General features: G+C 62.3%; 15 protein-coding genes. 9 read left to right on the top strand and 6 right to left on the bottom strand.

The features are described 5' to 3' along the window. Window positions 1-8: 8 nt before the first annotated feature. The 5 genes from ACYP2Q_RS21940 to codA all read left to right on the top strand — a co-directional run bounded on the left by ACYP2Q_RS21940 (window position 9) and on the right by codA (window position 4,577). Window positions 9-707, top strand: coding sequence for a murein L,D-transpeptidase catalytic domain family protein (locus ACYP2Q_RS21940; protein WP_459732428.1), 699 nt, complete (start codon window positions 9-11; stop codon window positions 705-707). Window positions 708-811: 104 nt separating this feature from the next. Further along, the gene (locus ACYP2Q_RS21935) at window positions 812-1,891 is read left to right on the top strand and encodes a patatin-like phospholipase domain-containing protein (protein WP_459732427.1); all 1,080 of its coding nucleotides are present in this window, start codon (window positions 812-814) and stop codon (window positions 1,889-1,891) included. Between the two features lie 75 nt (window positions 1,892-1,966). Beyond that, window positions 1,967-2,323 (top strand): 6-carboxytetrahydropterin synthase QueD, encoded by a 357-nt coding sequence (gene queD, locus ACYP2Q_RS21930; protein ID WP_008056290.1) that lies wholly within the window; start codon window positions 1,967-1,969, stop codon window positions 2,321-2,323. Window positions 2,324-2,407: 84 nt separating this feature from the next. Continuing rightward, a complete protein-coding gene (locus tag ACYP2Q_RS21925; protein WP_459732426.1) occupies window positions 2,408-3,238 on the top strand; it encodes an alpha/beta fold hydrolase in 831 nt (276 codons plus the stop codon). A gap of 91 nt (window positions 3,239-3,329) precedes the next feature. Continuing rightward, window positions 3,330-4,577 (top strand): cytosine deaminase, encoded by a 1,248-nt coding sequence (codA, locus tag ACYP2Q_RS21920; protein ID WP_459732424.1) that lies wholly within the window; start codon window positions 3,330-3,332, stop codon window positions 4,575-4,577. Between the two features lie 111 nt (window positions 4,578-4,688). Here codA and ACYP2Q_RS21915 read toward each other — a convergent pair whose 3' ends face one another. After that, window positions 4,689-5,681, bottom strand: coding sequence for a diaminopimelate epimerase (locus ACYP2Q_RS21915; RefSeq protein ID WP_459732423.1), 993 nt, complete (start codon window positions 5,679-5,681; stop codon window positions 4,689-4,691). 169 nt (window positions 5,682-5,850) lie between these two features. On the opposite strand from ACYP2Q_RS21915, the gene ACYP2Q_RS21910 reads away from it, so the two are divergent. Then, window positions 5,851-7,002, top strand: coding sequence for an MFS transporter (locus ACYP2Q_RS21910; RefSeq protein WP_459732422.1), 1,152 nt, complete (start codon window positions 5,851-5,853; stop codon window positions 7,000-7,002). A gap of 72 nt (window positions 7,003-7,074) precedes the next feature. Here ACYP2Q_RS21910 and ACYP2Q_RS21905 read toward each other — a convergent pair whose 3' ends face one another. The 5 genes from ACYP2Q_RS21905 to ACYP2Q_RS21885 form a co-directional block, all read right to left on the bottom strand. After that, entirely contained in the window at window positions 7,075-9,498 is a 2,424-nt protein-coding gene (locus ACYP2Q_RS21905) for a TonB-dependent siderophore receptor (RefSeq protein ID WP_459732421.1), read from the bottom strand. Between the two features lie 98 nt (window positions 9,499-9,596). After that, window positions 9,597-10,580: a FecR family protein gene (locus ACYP2Q_RS21900; protein ID WP_459732419.1), complete on the bottom strand. Its 984-nt coding sequence runs from the start codon at window positions 10,578-10,580 to the stop codon at window positions 9,597-9,599. Window positions 10,581-10,620: 40 nt separating this feature from the next. Further along, window positions 10,621-11,121 carry a sigma-70 family RNA polymerase sigma factor gene (locus tag ACYP2Q_RS21895; RefSeq protein WP_459732418.1) on the bottom strand — a complete coding sequence of 167 codons (501 nt, stop codon included), beginning with the start codon at window positions 11,119-11,121 and terminating at the stop codon, window positions 10,621-10,623. Window positions 11,122-11,217: 96 nt separating this feature from the next. Continuing rightward, complete coding sequence (locus ACYP2Q_RS21890) at window positions 11,218-12,564, bottom strand: ATP-binding protein (protein WP_459732417.1); 1,347 nt, start codon at window positions 12,562-12,564, stop codon at window positions 11,218-11,220. After that, window positions 12,561-13,268: a response regulator gene (locus tag ACYP2Q_RS21885; RefSeq protein ID WP_459732416.1), complete on the bottom strand. Its 708-nt coding sequence runs from the start codon at window positions 13,266-13,268 to the stop codon at window positions 12,561-12,563. The genes ACYP2Q_RS21890 and ACYP2Q_RS21885 overlap by 4 nt, the downstream gene beginning before the upstream one ends. Before the next feature lie 164 nt (window positions 13,269-13,432). Between ACYP2Q_RS21885 and ACYP2Q_RS21880 the strand changes: the two genes are divergently transcribed. From ACYP2Q_RS21880 to tynA, 3 genes are all read left to right on the top strand, one after another. Continuing rightward, window positions 13,433-13,753: a hypothetical protein gene (locus tag ACYP2Q_RS21880; protein ID WP_459732415.1), complete on the top strand. Its 321-nt coding sequence runs from the start codon at window positions 13,433-13,435 to the stop codon at window positions 13,751-13,753. After that, the gene (locus tag ACYP2Q_RS21875) at window positions 13,753-14,421 is read left to right on the top strand and encodes a DUF3313 domain-containing protein (RefSeq protein ID WP_459732414.1); all 669 of its coding nucleotides are present in this window, start codon (window positions 13,753-13,755) and stop codon (window positions 14,419-14,421) included. The genes ACYP2Q_RS21880 and ACYP2Q_RS21875 overlap by 1 nt, the downstream gene beginning before the upstream one ends. Window positions 14,422-14,674: 253 nt before the next feature. Beyond that, the gene (gene tynA, locus ACYP2Q_RS21870) at window positions 14,675-16,963 is read left to right on the top strand and encodes a primary-amine oxidase (protein WP_459732413.1); all 2,289 of its coding nucleotides are present in this window, start codon (window positions 14,675-14,677) and stop codon (window positions 16,961-16,963) included. The last annotated feature ends 3 nt before the right edge of the window (window positions 16,964-16,966 follow it).

Below are 16,966 nucleotides of genomic sequence, written 5' to 3'. Positions count from 1 at the left end.
ACATTTTTATGGCGCTACATCGCTTTGGCCTGACAGCCCTTTTGCTGACGTCGGCTATCCTCCCATCAGCCTACGCCGATTCGCTCGAAGTCGCGCTGGCCAAAGCTGCTCCAAACGCCAATGCCAAGGTCATTGCCCTGGCGGTTCGCGCAACACAGTGTACCCGCGCCCAAGGCGCAGTTCCGGCACAGAGACTAGCAGTGATCGATTATTCCCTGCCTTCGACCGAACAACGCCTGTGGGTGTTCGATCTGAAAAAACGCAAGCTGCTGTTCCACGAACTCGTCGCCCATGGCCGTAACAGCGGCGAAAACATGACCACCCAGTTTTCCAACCAGAATGAAAGTTTCGCCACCAGCCTGGGCCTGTATCGCACCCAACAGAGTTACGTCGGCAAGAACGGCTATTCCTTGCGCATGGAAGGCCTGGAGCCCGGCTTCAACGATAACGCCTTTGACCGCGCCATCGTCATTCACGGCGCGCCCTATGTCAGCCCGGTACTGGCTCGCGCGAACGGCCGGATCGGCAGGAGCCTCGGCTGCCCGGCGGTCCGGCCGGCCATCGCGCATCGCCTGATTGACTCGATGAAGGATGGACAGCTGCTGTTTTCCTACTATCCGGATCAGCGCTGGCTGAAGTCGTCTTCATACATCAATTGCGGCAGCGGTACAGTGGCCTCGTCGGATAAGCCCACTTCACGCCAATAAACCGCCCGCGCAAGCGGTTATCGGCCAAAGACGGGAACGACGTCAGGGAATTTGCGTCTGACACACGCTTATAATCCGCTGGTTCGCCCGCATTCGAGACCGGTATGACCGCTATCCATATCAAGTTCCCCTCCCTGACCCTCAAGGCCGGCGCCCGGGCACTGGCGCGCATTCGCCAGAACGGCTTGAGCGCCTCCGATGTCGGCACGCTGCCCGGAGCCGCTGGCGGTCCCAAGGCCCTGGGGATTCAGGGGCTGGACCTGGCCTTGTTCGGCGAATGGCTGCCGGCGGCACCGCGCGAGCGTTCGTTGATTGGCGCCTCGGTGGGTTCCTGGCGCTTTGCCAGTGCCTGCCTGCCGGATGCCGTCGAAGGCCTGCGGCGCCTCGGCCAGCTCTACACCGAGCAGAACTTCGCCAAAGGCGTGACCATGGCGCAGATCAGCGAAAGCTCCCGGCGCATGCTCGATAATCTGCTCGATGGCCGTGACGCGACCTTGCTCGACAACCCCCATTACCGCTTGAACATCATGGTGGTCAAAAGCCACGGCCTGCTCGCGGACGACCATCGTGGCCGCCTGGGCCTGGGCCTGTCGTCGGTGATCGCCGACAACCTGCGCGGTCGTGCGCGGCTGTCCCGGCACTTCGAGCGGCTGATCATCCACGATCCACGCCTCGCCCCGCCGGTCAATGCACTGAACGACTTCCCGTCACGCTTCGTCGCTCTGGACAGCGCCAATCTGCGCCAGGCCCTGCTCGCCTCGGGTTCGATCCCGATGGTGATGGAAGGCGTGCGTCATCTTCCTGGCGCCGGTGCGGGCACGTTCCGCGATGGAGGTTTGCTGGACTATCACCTGGACCTGCCCTACAGCGGCAACGACATCGTGCTCTATCCGCACTTCACCGACCGGGTAATTCCCGGCTGGTTCGACAAGACCCTGCCATGGCGTCGCGCCTGTCCCAAGCGCTTGCAGGACGTACTGCTGCTGGCGCCCTCGAAGGAATACCTGGCGCGCCTGCCCTACGGCAAATTGCCAGACCGCAATGACTTCAAGCGCTTCATGGGCGATGCCCCGAGCCGCCAGAAATACTGGCGCACGACCATGGATGAAAGTCGCCGCCTGGGTGACGAGTTTCTTGAGCTGGCGGCCAACGGTCGTCTCGCCGAGCGCTTGCTGACCCTTTAGTCAGGACAAGCTGTTAAACTCGCCACCTGCCCACATCGCCACGGCGATCGCCACCTGAACAGAGCTGAAACCACTGTGGAAATCTTCAAAGAATTTACCTTCGAATCCGCCCACCGCCTGCCCCACGTCCCGGACGGCCACAAGTGCGGCCGCCTGCACGGTCACTCGTTCAAAGTGGCGATTCACCTCAGTGGCGACCTCGATCCGCACACCGGCTGGATTCGTGACTTCTCGGAAATCAAGGCGATCTTCAAGCCGTTGTACGAGCGTCTGGACCACAACTACCTGAACGATATTCCTGGCCTGGAGAATCCGACCAGCGAAGTGCTGGCCAAATTCATCTGGGCTGAACTCAAGCCGCTGCTGCCGGAATTGAGTGCGATCCGGATTCACGAGACCTGCACCAGCGGGTGCATCTATCGCGGCGAGTGAGCCAATCGATCAAAAAAACCACCGAGACCGGTGGTTTTTTTATGCCTATGCTTTTTGCCTCGCATCCGCCAAGAGGACACGCAAATGACTGACTGGCCGCTGGCTCAGAGCTATCGTTTCAATGGACATTCCGTGCGTTACGCCGTGCGCGGCGATGGCCCGCCGCTGGTATTCGTGCATGGCACGCCCTTCTCTTCCCATGTATGGCACCGGATTGCGCCGCACTTCATCACCACACACCGGGTCCACTACTTCGACTTGTTGGGCTACGGGCAATCGGAAAAGGTCGATGGCGACGTGTCCCTGGGTGTGCAGAACCAGCTAATGGCGCAGTTGCTGGAACACTGGGGCCTGGATCGCCCGGACGTGGTGGCCCACGACTTCGGCGGGGCCACGGCCCTGCGCTGCCATTTGCTCAACGGCAAGGATTACCGCAGCCTGACGCTGATCGATCCGGTGGCGCTGACGCCCTGGGGTTCGCCGTTCGTGCAGCATGTACGCCAGCATGAAGCCGCCTTCAGCGGTGTGCCGGACTACATTCAGCAGGCCATCGTGCCGGCCTATATTCGAGGAGCAATCAAGCGCGACATTCCGGACGAAGAACTCGCACCGTATGTGCAACCGTGGCTGGGTGATCCGGGGCAAGCGGCGTTCTATCGACAGATAGCGCAAATGGACGAACGCTACACCCGCGAGGCCGAGGGGTTGTACCCGACGATTCGCTGCCCGGTGCAGATTCTCTGGGGCGAGGACGACCAGTGGATTCCCATCGAACGCGGGCGGGCCTTGCAGGGCATGATTCCGGGGGCGCAGTTTCATGCGGTGGCCAAGGCAGGGCATCTGGTGCAGGAGGATGCGCCTGAAGCCATCGTTGCGGCGTTGATGCGTTTTTTGCCGTTGAACATGACTGTCTGATAGCGCCCGCGAAAAGACCGCTGGCGGCATTTGCCGCTGCCGAGCTAACGTAGAGATATCGTCCCAACGGTTCTCTGAAAGGATCTGCCCGATGCACATCATCAACGCCCGGCTGCGCAACCAGGAAGGCCTGCATGAACTGCACCTGGAAAACGGCCTGATCAGCAACATCGCCCGGCAGACCGAAGCGCCGACCCTGGGCCCCGACGATCTGGACGCCGGTGGCAACCTGGTGGTGCCGCCCTTCGTCGAACCGCACATTCACCTCGACGCCACCCTGACTGCTGGCGAGCCGCGCTGGAACATGAGTGGCACGCTGTTCGAAGGCATCGAATGCTGGGGCGAGCGCAAGGTCACCATCACCGAAGAAGACACCAAGGTGCGCGCCAGGAAAACAATCCAGGCCCTTGCCGCCCACGGCATCCAGCACGTGCGCACCCACGTCGACGTCACCGACCCGCAGCTCACCGCGCTCAAGGCCATGCTCGAGGTGCGCGAAGAAAGCCGGCATCTGGTCGACATGCAGATCGTTGCATTCCCCCAGGAAGGCATCGAGTCGTACCGCAATGGCCGCGAGCTGATGCAAGAAGCCATCCAGATGGGGGCCGATGTGGTGGGCGGCATTCCGCATTTCGAGTACACCCGCGACCAGGGCGTCAGCTCGATAAAATTCCTCATGGACCTGGCCGAACGCACCGGTTGCCTGGTGGACGTGCATTGCGACGAAACCGACGACCCGCAGTCACGCTTCCTCGAAGTGCTGGCCGAAGAAGCCCGCAGCCGCGACATGGGTTCGCGGGTAACCGCCAGCCATACCACGGCCATGGGCTCGTATGACAACGCCTACTGCGCCAAGCTGTTTCGCCTGCTCGGGCATGCCGGGATCAGCTTCGTCTCCTGCCCCACCGAAAGCATTCACCTGCAAGGGCGTTTCGACAATTTCCCGAAACGCCGGGGCGTGACCCGGGTCAATGAGCTGCTGGAAGCTGGCATGAATGTATGTTTCGGCCAGGACTCGATCGTCGACCCCTGGTATCCGCTGGGCAACGGCAACATCCTGCGGGTACTCGAAGCCGGTCTGCACATCTGTCACATGCTCGGTTATCGCAACCTGCAAAACGCCCTGGACCTGGTCACCGTCAACAGCGCCAGGGCCATGGCGTTGGGTGAGCGCTACGGGCTTGAACCCGGACGGCCGGCGAACCTGCTGATCCTGTCCGCGGAGAACGATTACGAGGTCATTCGCAGCCAGGGCTTGCCGCTGTATTCGGTGCGTGGCGGCAAGGTGTTGATGAAGCGGACGATGCCGGTGGTGGAGTTCTTCGGCGAGCAGATCTGAAAGTTGCGGTGACTGGGCTGGCCCCTTCGCGGGCAAGCCCGCTCCTACAGGTTTTGTGTACGACAGAAAACCACTGTAGGAGCAGGCTTGCCTGCGAAGGCGATTTCGAATTCACCCCATCAACCGGGCCGTACCAAACAGGCTGACCCGACTCAGCTCCCCCTGCTCTTCTTCCAGCAAAATCGGCGCCGTACCACCGGGCATCGTCACCTTCACCTCGCCGGCGTCGACCCAACCTACCCGCCACGCCGCGCAAGCCACCGCCGAGGCGCTGGTGCCGGAAGACGCCGTCGGCCCTTCGCCCCGCTCGAACACCCGCGCAGTGATATGCCCTTCAGATTCACGCATCGCCCATTGCAAATTGATCCCCGCCGCACAAGGCTGCCCGGCCCCCGTGGGCATGGCGAAAGCGATACGCGTCAGCCCTTCGCCCAACGCTGGCTGGCGCATCTGCTCATTACTCGGCAAGGCCTCGGCGCTGTCCACCAGCGTTACGCAATGGGGGTTGCCGACCCGGGCGAACTGGCTGCGGGACCAGGCGCCATTGAGCGCCGACAATGGCCGCACGTGGCTGAGCTCACGGCCGTTCAACTGCGCTGTTTCAACGCCAACGGCGCTGACCGCCGACGGCCCGAAGCCAGGCTGTCCCAGGTCGAGCCAGAAACCTTGTACACCCTCGACCTGCGCGGATTTCACCGCTGTCTGCCCTGGTGAAGGCGTATCGGATTTGTCGTGATGCACCCTGAGCATGCAGGCTTCGTCGTCGGGAAAAAGGCCCTGGTCGCTCAACGCCTGGGAAAAAATCGTCAACCCATTGCCACTGCGCTCGGCCAAGGTGCCATCGGTGTTGACGATCAACAGATCAAAGGGTGGCGATGACTGAAAGGGCCCGACCAGCAAACCGTCGCTGCGATGTTCCTTGCTGCCCGGCGGTTGCGTGCCGGGCGCCCAGGCACAGCACGCCTCGATGGCCGCCAGCGCCCAGTCCTCGCGGGTTTGCGCGGCGTGGCCGGCCTGATCCGGCACCTCGATGCCCTGCTGACGCAGTGCCTCTGGTGCCACCACGCCGTAGATATTGCCCCTTGCATCGTACATCCGCGCCATCGCGCCCTCCCTGCTGGAAATTTGACTCTGGCACAACATATCGCGAAACACGGTCCGGCTGTGCAAGGATGTCAGCCTGTCGGCGTGCAGGACGCTACGGCCGCTGAACGAACCCTCGGGGCAAGATCATTGTCCCTTGCAGACGCGACGTTTTTTGCCAAGGATCGATATGACCAACCTCAACACCCGGACCTCATTCGTGCCAGGACGCCTGCAACAGATGTCCACGCGCATCGCCTTCTTCATCGCCGGTTTCGGCATCGCCGCGTGGGCGCCGCTGGTGCCCTATGCCAAGGCGCGGGCCGGGCTGGATGAGGGCACCCTGGGTCTGTTGCTACTGTGCCTGGGCGTCGGCTCGATACTGGCCATGCCCGTGGCCGGCATCCTGGCCTCGCGCTTCGGTTGTCGCAAGGTGGCGACCGGCGGCACCCTGTTGATCTGCGCGGCGCTGCCGCTGCTGGCCACGGTCTCGTCGATTCCGGCCTTGATTGGGGCCTTGTTCATGTTCGGCGCGGGCCTGGGCACCGTGGATTCGACGGTGAACCTGCAAGCGGTGATCGTCGAACGGGCCAGCGGCAAAAACATGATGTCGGGGTTTCACGGGCTGTTCAGCCTGGGCGGAATCGTCGGCGCGGCGGGCGTCAGCGCGCTGCTCGGCCTGGGGCTTGCGCCGCTGGGCGCGATGCTGGTGGTCATTGTCCTGCTGCTGGTTGCGCTGTTGAAGGCTGCACCGCACATGTTGCCCTATGGCAGCGAAAGTTCGGGGCCGGCGTTCGCCGTTCCCCACGGCATCGTGCTGTTCATCGGCGGGATGTGTTTCATCGTGTTCCTCGCCGAAGGGGCCGCGCTGGACTGGAGCGCGGTGTTCCTGGCGCAGGAACGCGGCATCGACAAGGCTTATGCCGGATTGGGCTACGCGGCATTTGCCTTGACCATGACGGTGGGCCGGTTGACCGGTGATTCAATCGTGCGTCGCCTGGGTGCGACCCGGGTGATTGTCTTCGGTGGGGTGACAGCGGCGGCCGGGCTGTCCCTGGCCACATTCGCCCCCAGCTGGGAAGCGGCGCTGGCGGGCTATGCACTGCTGGGCGTCGGCTGCTCGAACATCGTGCCGGTGCTGTACACCGCGGTGGGCAAGCAAACCGTGATGCCGGAAAGCATCGCCGTGCCGGCCATTACCACCCTGGGTTACGCGGGGATACTCGCCGGGCCTGCGGTGATCGGATTTGTCGCCCACGCCGCCAGCTTGAGTTTTGCCTTCGGGCTGATGGCGCTGTTGCTACTGGCGGTGGCGATTGGCGGGAAGGTGTTGAAGGTTTAAAAACTTCGCTGGCAAGCCAGCTCCTACAGGGTTTGCGCCGCCCTTGCAGGAGCTGGCTTGCCAGCGAATGCATCAGAACCCGACGCTGGCCTGCACAAAGAACGTGCGCGGCGTACCGACGTACATGCCCGCGTTGTTGTCGCTGGAGCGGGTGAAGTACTGCTTGTCGAAGATGTTTTTCACCCCGGCCCCAAGCTTCAGGTTCGATACCTGCGGGCCGAAATCGTAGCCCGCACGCGCGTTCCAGGTGACGTAGCCCGGAATGTCGCCGTACTGCCCATCCGCCGTGCCTTCGGTGATGTAGTTATTGCTGAAGCTGCCATCGGCGTTCACCGCCACGCCCGGCGAGCGTTGTTTGGACTGGGCAAAGGCATCGAGGTTGTAGGTCCAGCGATTGATGTCGTAACGCAGGCCGGCGGTCGCCACCTGGCGCGAGTAGAACGGCAGGTCCCGGCCCTTGAAGTCCGGAATCTCGCCTTCATACACAGCGCGGGTGTAGGTGTAGCCGGCGTTCGCGGTCAGGCCGGCCAGGCGCGGGTCGAGTGCCGCCATGTCGTAGTGCACCGAAGCCTCGATCCCCCGGTGCGTGGTGGCGCCGAGATTGGTCCAGCCGGCATCGTTGCTGATGTATTGCAGCTCTTTATCGAAATCGATGTAGAACAGCGTCACTTCACCGCCCCACACCTCATCGTTGTAGCGCGTACCGAGCTCGTAGGTCTTGGCCTTTTCCGGCTCCAGGCCATTGGCGGTGTCGTCACCCGTGCCGCCCTGACCGAGCTGGAAGTACTGCAGGCTGCCGAACGAGGTCTCGTAGTTGGCGAACAGTTTCCAGGCATCGGAGATGTGATACATCACGCTCAGGGCCGGCAGCGGCTCGTTGCTTTCGATACTGCGGTTCTTCTCCGGCACCGGCCTGCCGGCGGTGTCGAGCACCGGGCGGTCATGCCAGTCGGTGCTGATGTGTTCGAAACGGATGCCCGGGGTGACGGTCCAGTTGCCGACGTCGATCTTGTCGTCGATATACACCGAGTTGGCCTCAGTGCCACCGGTACGATCCTGATAGACGTGGCCGTCCGAACCCGGACGCACCACCGGCTCGTTGTTGACCAGTGCCAGGCGGCTGGCTTCTTCGTGCATGGCTTCTTTCAGGTAGCGATAACCGACGCTGACTTCCTGGGTGCTCGGGCCGACATCGAACACATGGGAGACCCGTGGTTCGATACCGAAGGTGTAGTAGGTGCGAGGGAACGAGCCGAGGGTTTTCTGATCGCGAGCGGCGATGTTGCTGCCACGAAAACTGTCGGTGTAGTAGGTCAGCACTTCGGCCTGGGTACGGTCGTCGAGTTGCCGAACCCACTTGAACGACACGTCCTTGCGCCGGCCGCTGAAGTTGTCGTGGTCGCGGTCGGACTGGAACGGATCGGCGTCGTACTGGGCCTGGGTCAGTCCGCCGGGCATGTCGGCGCTAGCGTCGTAATAGTGGAAATTGAGACTGAAATCATCCACATCGGTCGGCGCCCAGTGAGTCTTGAGGATTACGTCGTCGATGTCATTGCCATTGTTGCTTTTGCGATAACCGTTGCCGTTTACCGCGGAATACAGCAGCGCCACGCCCATGCCGTTGTCGGCGGTGCCGCCGGCGAACAGCGTATCGATGTGCTTCCAGCCACCATGCTGGGAGGTTTCCAGCGTGCTGCCGATTTCCGCCGAGGCTGTTTCCGGGATCGCCCGCGTCACGAAGTTGATCACCCCGCCGACGTTCTGTGGCCCGTAACGTACGGAGCCGGCGCCGCGCACCACGTCGATGCTGTCGAGGTTGCCCGAGGAAATCGGCGCCATGGACAACTGCGGCTGGCCATAGGGGGCAAAGGCCGCTGGCACGCCATCGATCAACACGGTTGAGCGTGGCGACAGGCGCGAGGTCAGTCCGCGCACGCCGACGTTCAACGAAATATCACTGCCACCGGTGCCGTTGGCCTCCTGCACTTGCACACCCGGCACGCGCTTCAAGACGTCGCCGACGTTCATCGCGCCTTGCTCGACCATGGCCTCGCGGCGAACCACGGTACGGGCGCCGGGGTGGTTCTGCACCACCGCGGCATCGGCATCACCAAGCCAGTCGCCCACCACCTTGATGTCGGTCACGCCAAGTTCCAGCGGGCCGTTTGCCGCGGAGGTCGGGGCTGGCAGCAGAGTCACCGAGCCTTCATCGATCTGGTATTGCAGGCCGCTGCCTTGCAGTAACTGGCGCAGCGCTTCTTCCGGCGCGATATTGCCTTCCACCGCCGGGGCCTGTTTGCCGGCCACCAGTTCAGGACTGAAAAAAACCTGCAGCGAGGTTTGCTGGCCCAGCTGGCTCAGCGCCTGCCCCAGGGGTTGCGCCGGGATGTGGATAGCGTCGGCCGCGAAGGCCTGGGGCAGCACCAGGTTGACCGCCAGTGCGAGGGCCAGCGGCAACCAGGGGGAATTGTTGTTTTTAGCGGTGGTCTTTTTCACGTCGAACGTAATCCTGAAGATCGCAAGAGTGTGCGCTTGTTAATGCAAACCAGTTGCAGTTGAACAGGAAGACGATGAACTCGAAAAAAACCTGAATTTTATTTTGAAATTATTTCCTGGCTGCCGTCGCCGAGGGTGCGCACGGCCACCGGAAGGATGCTCGGCAAGGCCTTGAGCAAGGCGTCGGTGTTGTCGGACTTGAACACGCTGGTCAGGCGCAGATTACCCACGGCGGCACTGCCGACCTTGAGCGGCCGCTCCCGATAGCGCGAGACTTGCTCGGCAACGTCGGCCAGGCTGGCGTTGTTGAACACCAATTTACCGCTGCGCCAGGCCGTTTGTTCGGCGGGATTGACCGCGTAGGCCGGCGCGACCTTGCCCGCGGCATCGACATGGCTGCCAAGACCGGCGGTCAGGCTGATGAAATCGTCGGCGGCGGCGTCGCGTCCCTGCACCTTAACCGTGCCCTGCTCCACCACCACCCGGGTGTCGCTGCTGCCCCGGCGCACATCGAAGCGGGTCCCAGTGACGGTGACCTTGCCACTGCCCGCCTCAACCACAAAGGGTCGGCTGCTGTCGTGTTCGACGCTGAACAGCGCTTCGCCTTCGCTCAACTCAATGGCCCTACGACCCTTTTCAAAGCGCACCTGAATGCGGCTGCGGCTATCCAGATCGACCGTCGAACCGTCGGGCAAGGCCACCTGGCGACGCTCGCCCAGCGCCGTGGAAAACTCCGCCGTGTAGGGAGCCGGTTGCTGCAAGACGCTGGACAGCCCCAGGCCGACGGCCACCGCCAGCACACTGGCGGCCACCGCGTAGCGCACCAGCGGGCGTCGCTTGCTACGACTCGGCGCTGGCTCGCACAACGCCTGCAGACGCGCCGCTGGCACCAGGTCGACAGCGCTCCACAGGCCCTGGAGCAATTCGAATTCGTTGCGGTGTTGAGGATGCTGGTTCAGCCAGCTGTCGAATTGGCGATACGCCTGGACATCAACCGCGGGTTCCTGCAAACGCACAAACCACCGCGCCGCTTCATCGCGAACCGCTGTTTGCCCGCACGCACAATCACGAGTATCCATCATGGAAGTTCCTGTTTGGCCGGGGATGAAAAAACGCTGCCGCTCATGGGTACAATCCGTCCAGGCGGTCACGCAGATGCCGCAGCGTGCGGATCATATACTTTTCCACCATGTTCTTGGACAGTCCCAGGCGTTCGGCGATTTCAGCCTGGGTCAGGCCTTCGATTTTCTGCCAGACAAACACCTTGCGGCAGTTGACCGGCAGCTCGGTGAGCGCCTGTTCGATGGAATCAGCCAACTGGATCGCTTGCATGAAATGCTCCGGGTCGCCGGATGACGACACACTGAGATCGATCGCCTCCGACTCCATGGCGCCCCGCCGATCCTCCCGCCGATAACCGTCCACCGCAATGTTGCGCGCCGTCTGGTGCAGATAGGCCCGGGGTTGCTGCACCGCCGCCGAATCCGACTCGAGCACCCGCACGAAGGTATCGTGGGCCAGGTCCTCGGCCTGCTGACGGTTTCTCAGGCGACGGGTCCAGGTGCCAACCAACTCTTCATAGTGCTCGAAAAAGCCGTGTCTGTGGGGCAGCTTGGGGGTCATTGCGGCGTGCTGTGGGTGCGAGGGCGTGAATAGTAATGCTTCCTATTAACCCAAGGCAACGGTTTGCGGCCGGGTGGACGAACGGTCGACTACCCACTACCGCTCGCTAGCCTTGGCGCCGCGAACGCCCGGCAGTTCCACACGCGCCACCAGCCCAGCGCCGCTGCGGTTGCGCAGCGTCAGTTCACCGCCCTGCTCACGCACGATCGCCCGCGCAGCGGACAGTCCCAGGCCCACGCCACCGGTATCGCGGTTACGTGAGGTCTCCAGGCGGTAGAAGGGATCGAACACTCGATCGAGGGCGGACTCGGGGATCCCGGGGCCTTCGTCACTGACCTCGATGCAAACCCTGCGCCCGTCCCCCGTCAGCTCGATGCCCGGTTTCTGGCCGTACTTCACGGCGTTTTCCAGCAAGTTGACGATCACGCGCTTGATCCCGAGCGGACGACCGTCGTACACCAGGTGGGCAGGACCGCTGAAGTCGACGACGATGCCCTGGTCGCGAAAATCGTCGACGATCGTTTGCAATAGTTCCGAAAGGTCGAAGGCGGTGCTGTGTTCCCGATGGCTTTCATCGCGGAAAAAACCCAGCGCCGCGTTGATCATCGTCTGCATTTCCTCGATGTCGCGGACCATTTTGCGCTGCTGCTCCAGGTCTTCCATGAATTCGCTGCGCAGACGCATCCGCGTCAGGGGGGCGCGCAAGTCGTGGGAGATCGCCGCGAGCATCTGCGTACGCTCGCCGAGAAAGTGGCGGATCTGTGCCTGCATGGTGTTGAAGGCAATGATTGCCTGGCGTATCTCATGCGGGCCTTCGATCTTGATCGGCGGCGCGCGCAGGTCATCACCAAAGCGCCGTGCGGCGCTGGCAAAACGTTGCAGCGGGTTGGCCAGTTGCCGTGTGGCAATCCAGGCGACCAGCAGGGTTGCCACCAGCCCCAGGGCGATGATGATCGGGATCCGGACATTGGCGTCGAGCCCCCAGCTGCGTTCCGGTGGGGTGAACGACAGCCAGCTGCCGTCGCGTAGCTGAACCAGGGCCACGTAGTGTGCCTGGGGGCTGTCGTCCGGCCAGTCGCCGGGGTTGAACACCTGGATGTCCCGGGGAACATCACCGAGCAACTCCTGCAGCGGCGAATGCTCGGTCCCCACCTGCGTACCACCCGCGGGCAGATGGAAGTCGGCCCGCCGTTCGTGCCAGGCCACCTCCAGCAGCGGATGGCTCGCCGCGCTCGCCAATGACGAGCGCAAGGGGACAGGCGCCGCCTCGATCACCCGGACATTCGCGGCGATTTGCTCCAGCAGGCCGGTGCGGTCGATCGGCGGGCGGCCCCAGGTACCGGCAAGCTGTATGAACAGACCATTGAGGGCCAGCGACGCGAGCATGGCCGCGACGATGGTCAGCGCAATCCGCGACCTGAGGGTATCGAGGCGTCGAATCACGAGCGGGTCACCCTGGCGCAGAACATATACCCGCCGTTACGCACCGTGCGAATGAGGTCCGGGCGCTTGCTGTCCGGCTCGATCTTGCGCCGCAGCCGACTGACCTGCACATCAATGCTGCGGTCGTAGGCCTCGTGGCCCTGGCCACGCGCCAGGTCGATCAGTTGCTCGCGGGTGAGAATGCGCTGCGGATGCTCGAGAAACACCAGCAGCAGATCGAACTCGCCAGCGGACAACGGAATCATCACGCCCTCGGGCGAGCGCAGTTCGCGGCAGGTGATATCCAGCTGCCAATCGGCGAACGTGATGATCGGTCGCGTCGTCTCGCGCCCCGGACTTTTCTCGCCGGCGCGACGCTGCACGGCGCGCAGTCGAGCGAGCAATTCCCGCGGATCGAAAGGTTTGGTCAGGTAATCGTCGGCGCCCAGTTCCAGGCCGACGATGCGGTCACTCAGTTCACCCATCGCGGTCAGCATGACAATCGCGATGTCCGTCTGCGCGCGTAATTTCTGGCACAGGCTCAGGCCACCTTCGCCGGGCAGCATCAGGTCAAGGATGATGATGTCCGGACGGTTTTTTTCGATCATCGCCCACATGGCCTCGCCATGGGTGGCCAGGTCCACCTCGTAGGCATGCTGGACAAAAAACTGCTTCAGCAGGGACAGGATTTCCACATCGTCGTCGACGATCAGCAGTCTGCTCACGTTCAGGGGATCCAGGGTCAAAAAAAGAGCGTATCTAAAACCATTCCGGGGCCAGGGTCATATATTTCAACCCGGAAACATTCCTGCCCGCCTGACATCAATCGGACATACGGTCGTTACCCTCCTGCGGCACCCTGCGCGCCTTCCAATTCATGAGGTCTTCCATGCAGGGATCGAACACCACCTACGCGACCGAGACCACCGATAGCGCTCATACGGTGATCCTCAACCAGCGCACCAGTGCGCCGGGGCACGACGAGCCGATTCTATTCCAGCAGGCGTGCCTGGGACTGACCGACGATCGGACCCACGTCGTGCTGCGCCGCTATTTCGAGCAATACAGCCCGAGCACCGGCACATGGGTGGAATACATCCACCGCGTTCCGATCGCCGAGTTTACCCAGTGGATCATGGCCAATGGCGATCTGCACATCGAATGCTCGGAAGACCCGCCAGGCTCCCCCCTCCACCCAGGAACTCCTTGATGAGAAAGCTCTTCTCGCTGCCCCTATTGGCCGCCGTAAGCATCGTCCTCTCGGCATGCAGCAGCAAAACCGTCGCGCCGGACAACTATTCAGGCTTTTTGAACGACTACAGCACCTTGACGGAGCACCAGTCGCCCTCAGGACAACCGGTGCTGAGCTGGGTCAACCCGAAGCTTGAGCTCGACCGCTACACCCAGGTCTACATCGAACCGACCCGCTACTACCCGCAGCCCAAGCCGAGCGAGCGCCTGCCACAGACCACCCTTGGCGACACCACCTGGTACTACGATGCGGTGCTCAAGCATGAGTTGGGCAAGGTCTTGACCGTGGTCTCCACTCCAGGCCCCAAAACCCTGATCGTGCGACCGGCAATCACGCGGGTGACGGCCAGCACCCAGGGCCTGCGCTATTATGAATGGCTACCAATCACGCTGGTTGCCGCAGGCGTCAGCACCGCCACCGGGATCCGTGACCAGGACAGTGAAATTGCCACTGAGGTCGCCTTTCTTGATGGCGGGACCAAAACCCTCGTCGCCACGGTAGTGCGCAAGGGCACGGGAATACCGCTGGAAAACGACAAGCAGGTCATCACCACGGCGAACGTCAAGGGCGTGCTCGATGGCTGGGCCAGCGACCTGCGCAATTCGTATGTGGCGATGCGCAAATAAAAGGCTGTAGGAGCGAGCTTGCTCGCGATGGTCGTTAACGATAGCGCTTGCTGACTGGCAAAACGCAGCGCTCTTGAGTTTATCGCGAGCAAGCTCGCTCCTACAGTGGGCTGCGCCTGCTTGCCAATTCGGATCATTGGGATTATTCAGGCAGGCAGTCAAAGCAATCTGGCAGGAATACAAAGGCAGGCATCGACTGGCTGTAGCAAAGTGCAACAATGCCAGTCACCGGCTTTTCCCCAGGAATGCACCCATGTCCAGCGCCAAAGTATCGCCCAAAAGATCACCGCTCGCCCGGCTCGCCCTGGCCATTTCCCTGAGCGCCCTCGGCCTGTCTTTGTGCATGAACAATGCACAGGCCCACGGTGGTCACGCCGAAATGGTGCCGCTGCAAGCGGGCCTCGAGGAGTTTGGTGCCTCCGTCAAATGGGACGACTACTCGAACCTGTTCACCATTGCCAAGGACGGGGTCTACCTCAAGGTCAAGCCGGACAGCAAAGTAGCCATGCTCAACGGCAAGCGCATGGAGCTGACGGTGCCAGTGGTGTTCAAGGGCAAGACGGCGTACATGCCCAAGGACTTCATCAACCAGGTCTTCCAGTCCGGCCTGGACACGACCTTCGTCGTCGAAACCCGCCCCAGCCCGCTCAACCCCCTGAGTGCGGCTGAAATCACCACGGCGGTGGACATCATCAAGCAATCGGAACACTACAAGCCAGGGTTTCGCTTCACTGAAGTCTCGGTCAAGGAACCGCCGAAGGATCAGGTGTGGAACTTCGTCTTCACCGGGCAAAACGTCACCCAGCCGCGCCAGGCCAACATCGTGGTGCTCGACGGCAAGCATGTGATCGAGGCGCTGGTGGACCTCGACAGCAAGACGCTCAACTCATGGAAGCCGATCGAAGGCGCCCACGGCATGGTGCTGCTGGATGATTTCGCCACGGTGCAAACCGCTGTCGAGACCAGCCCCGAATACGCCCAGGCCCTGGCCAAGCGCGGCATCAACGATGTGAAGAAGGTCGTCGCGACGCCGCTGACCGTCGGTTACTTCGACGGCAAGGACGGGCTGGCCCAGGACAAGCGCCTGCTGAAGATCGTCAGCTACCTCAACGTCGATGACGGCAACTATTGGGCGCACCCGATCGAAGGCCTGGTGGCGATCGTCGATCTGGAGCAGAAAAAACTCATCAAGATCGAAGACGACGCGCTGATTCCGGTGCCGATGAAACCCACACCCTACGACGGACGCGGGCGCAAGGGCGTGGCGGTCAAGCCGCTGGAAATCATCGAGCCCGAAGGCAAGAACTACACCATCACTGGCAACAGCATTCACTGGCAGAACTGGGATTTCCACGTTCGCCTCGACTCGCGAGTTGGCCCGATCCTGTCCACGGTCACCTATGACGACCAGGGCAAGAAGCGCAAGGTCATGTACGAAGGCTCCCTGGGCGGGATGATCGTGCCTTACGGCGACCCGGATGTCGGCTGGTACTTCAAGGCTTACCTCGACTCGGGCGACTACGGCATGGGCACCCTGACCTCGCCAATCGCCCGCGGCAAAGACGCCCCGGAGAACGCCGTGCTGCTGGACGCCACCATCGCCGACTACACCGGCGCACCGACCGCGATCCCGCGGGCCATGGCGGTGTTCGAACGCTACGCCGGGCCGGAATACAAACACCAGGAAATGGGCCAGCCCAACCTCAGCACCGAGCGGCGTGAACTGGTGGTGCGCTGGATCAGCACCGTCGGCAACTACGACTACATCTTCGACTGGGTCTTCCAGCAGAACGGCACCATCGGCATCGACGCCGGTGCCACCGGTATCGAAGCGGTCAAGGGCGTGAAGTCCAGGACCATGCACGAAGACACCGCCAAGGAAGACACGCGCTTCGGCACCCTGCTCGACCACAACATCGTCGGCACCACGCACCAGCACATCTATAACTTCCGCCTTGACATGGACGTGGACGGCGAGCAGAACTCCCTGGTGGAAGTGAACCCGGTGGTGCTACCGAACGACCGTGGCGGCCCGCGCACCAGCACCATGCAGACCGAAACTCGCGTGGTCAGCACCGAGCAGCAAGCGGCGCAGAAGTTCGACCCATCGACCGTGCGCCTGCTGACCAACTTCAGCAAGGAAAACAAGGTCGGCAACCCGGTGTCCTACCAGCTGATTCCCTATGCCGGTGGCACCCATCCGGTGGCCAAGGGCGCCAACTTCGGCACCGACGAATGGCTGTACCACCGCCTGAGCTTCATGGACAAGCAACTGTGGGTGACGCAATACAACCCGGAGGAAAAGTACCCGGAAGGCAAGTACCCGAACCGCTCGGACAAAGACTCGGGACTGGGACAATTCACCCAGGATAACCATTCGATCGAGAACACCGACGATGTGGTCTGGCTGACCACCGGCACCACCCACATCGCCCGGGCCGAAGAATGGCCGATCATGCCGACCGAATGGGTGCATGTGCTGCTCAAGCCGTGGAATTTCTTCGATGAAACGCCGACGCTGAACCTCAACTCACCGAAATAATGT

It is taken from the genome of Pseudomonas sp. MHK4 (assembly GCF_054600775.1).
The sequence above is the reverse complement of the archived record's forward strand: the minus strand, read 5'-3'. Positions and strand labels throughout refer to the sequence as shown.

Excerpts from the sequence above, each read along its gene's own strand:
- ACYP2Q_RS21940 (WP_459732428.1), top strand. The coding sequence starts at position 9 with ATGGCGCTACATCGCTTTGGCCTGACAGCCCTTTTGCTGACGTCGGCT.
- ACYP2Q_RS21935 (WP_459732427.1), top strand. The coding sequence starts at position 812 with ATGACCGCTATCCATATCAAGTTCCCCTCCCTGACCCTCAAGGCCGGC.
- ACYP2Q_RS21925 (WP_459732426.1), top strand. The coding sequence starts at position 2,408 with ATGACTGACTGGCCGCTGGCTCAGAGCTATCGTTTCAATGGACATTCC.
- codA (WP_459732424.1), top strand. The coding sequence starts at position 3,330 with ATGCACATCATCAACGCCCGGCTGCGCAACCAGGAAGGCCTGCATGAA.
- ACYP2Q_RS21915 (WP_459732423.1), bottom strand. The coding sequence starts at position 5,681 with ATGGCGCGGATGTACGATGCAAGGGGCAATATCTACGGCGTGGTGGCA.
- ACYP2Q_RS21910 (WP_459732422.1), top strand. The coding sequence starts at position 5,851 with ATGACCAACCTCAACACCCGGACCTCATTCGTGCCAGGACGCCTGCAA.
- ACYP2Q_RS21900 (WP_459732419.1), bottom strand. The coding sequence starts at position 10,580 with ATGATGGATACTCGTGATTGTGCGTGCGGGCAAACAGCGGTTCGCGAT.
- ACYP2Q_RS21895 (WP_459732418.1), bottom strand. The coding sequence starts at position 11,121 with ATGACCCCCAAGCTGCCCCACAGACACGGCTTTTTCGAGCACTATGAA.
- ACYP2Q_RS21880 (WP_459732415.1), top strand. The coding sequence starts at position 13,433 with ATGCAGGGATCGAACACCACCTACGCGACCGAGACCACCGATAGCGCT.
- ACYP2Q_RS21875 (WP_459732414.1), top strand. The coding sequence starts at position 13,753 with ATGAGAAAGCTCTTCTCGCTGCCCCTATTGGCCGCCGTAAGCATCGTC.
- tynA (WP_459732413.1), top strand. The coding sequence starts at position 14,675 with ATGTCCAGCGCCAAAGTATCGCCCAAAAGATCACCGCTCGCCCGGCTC.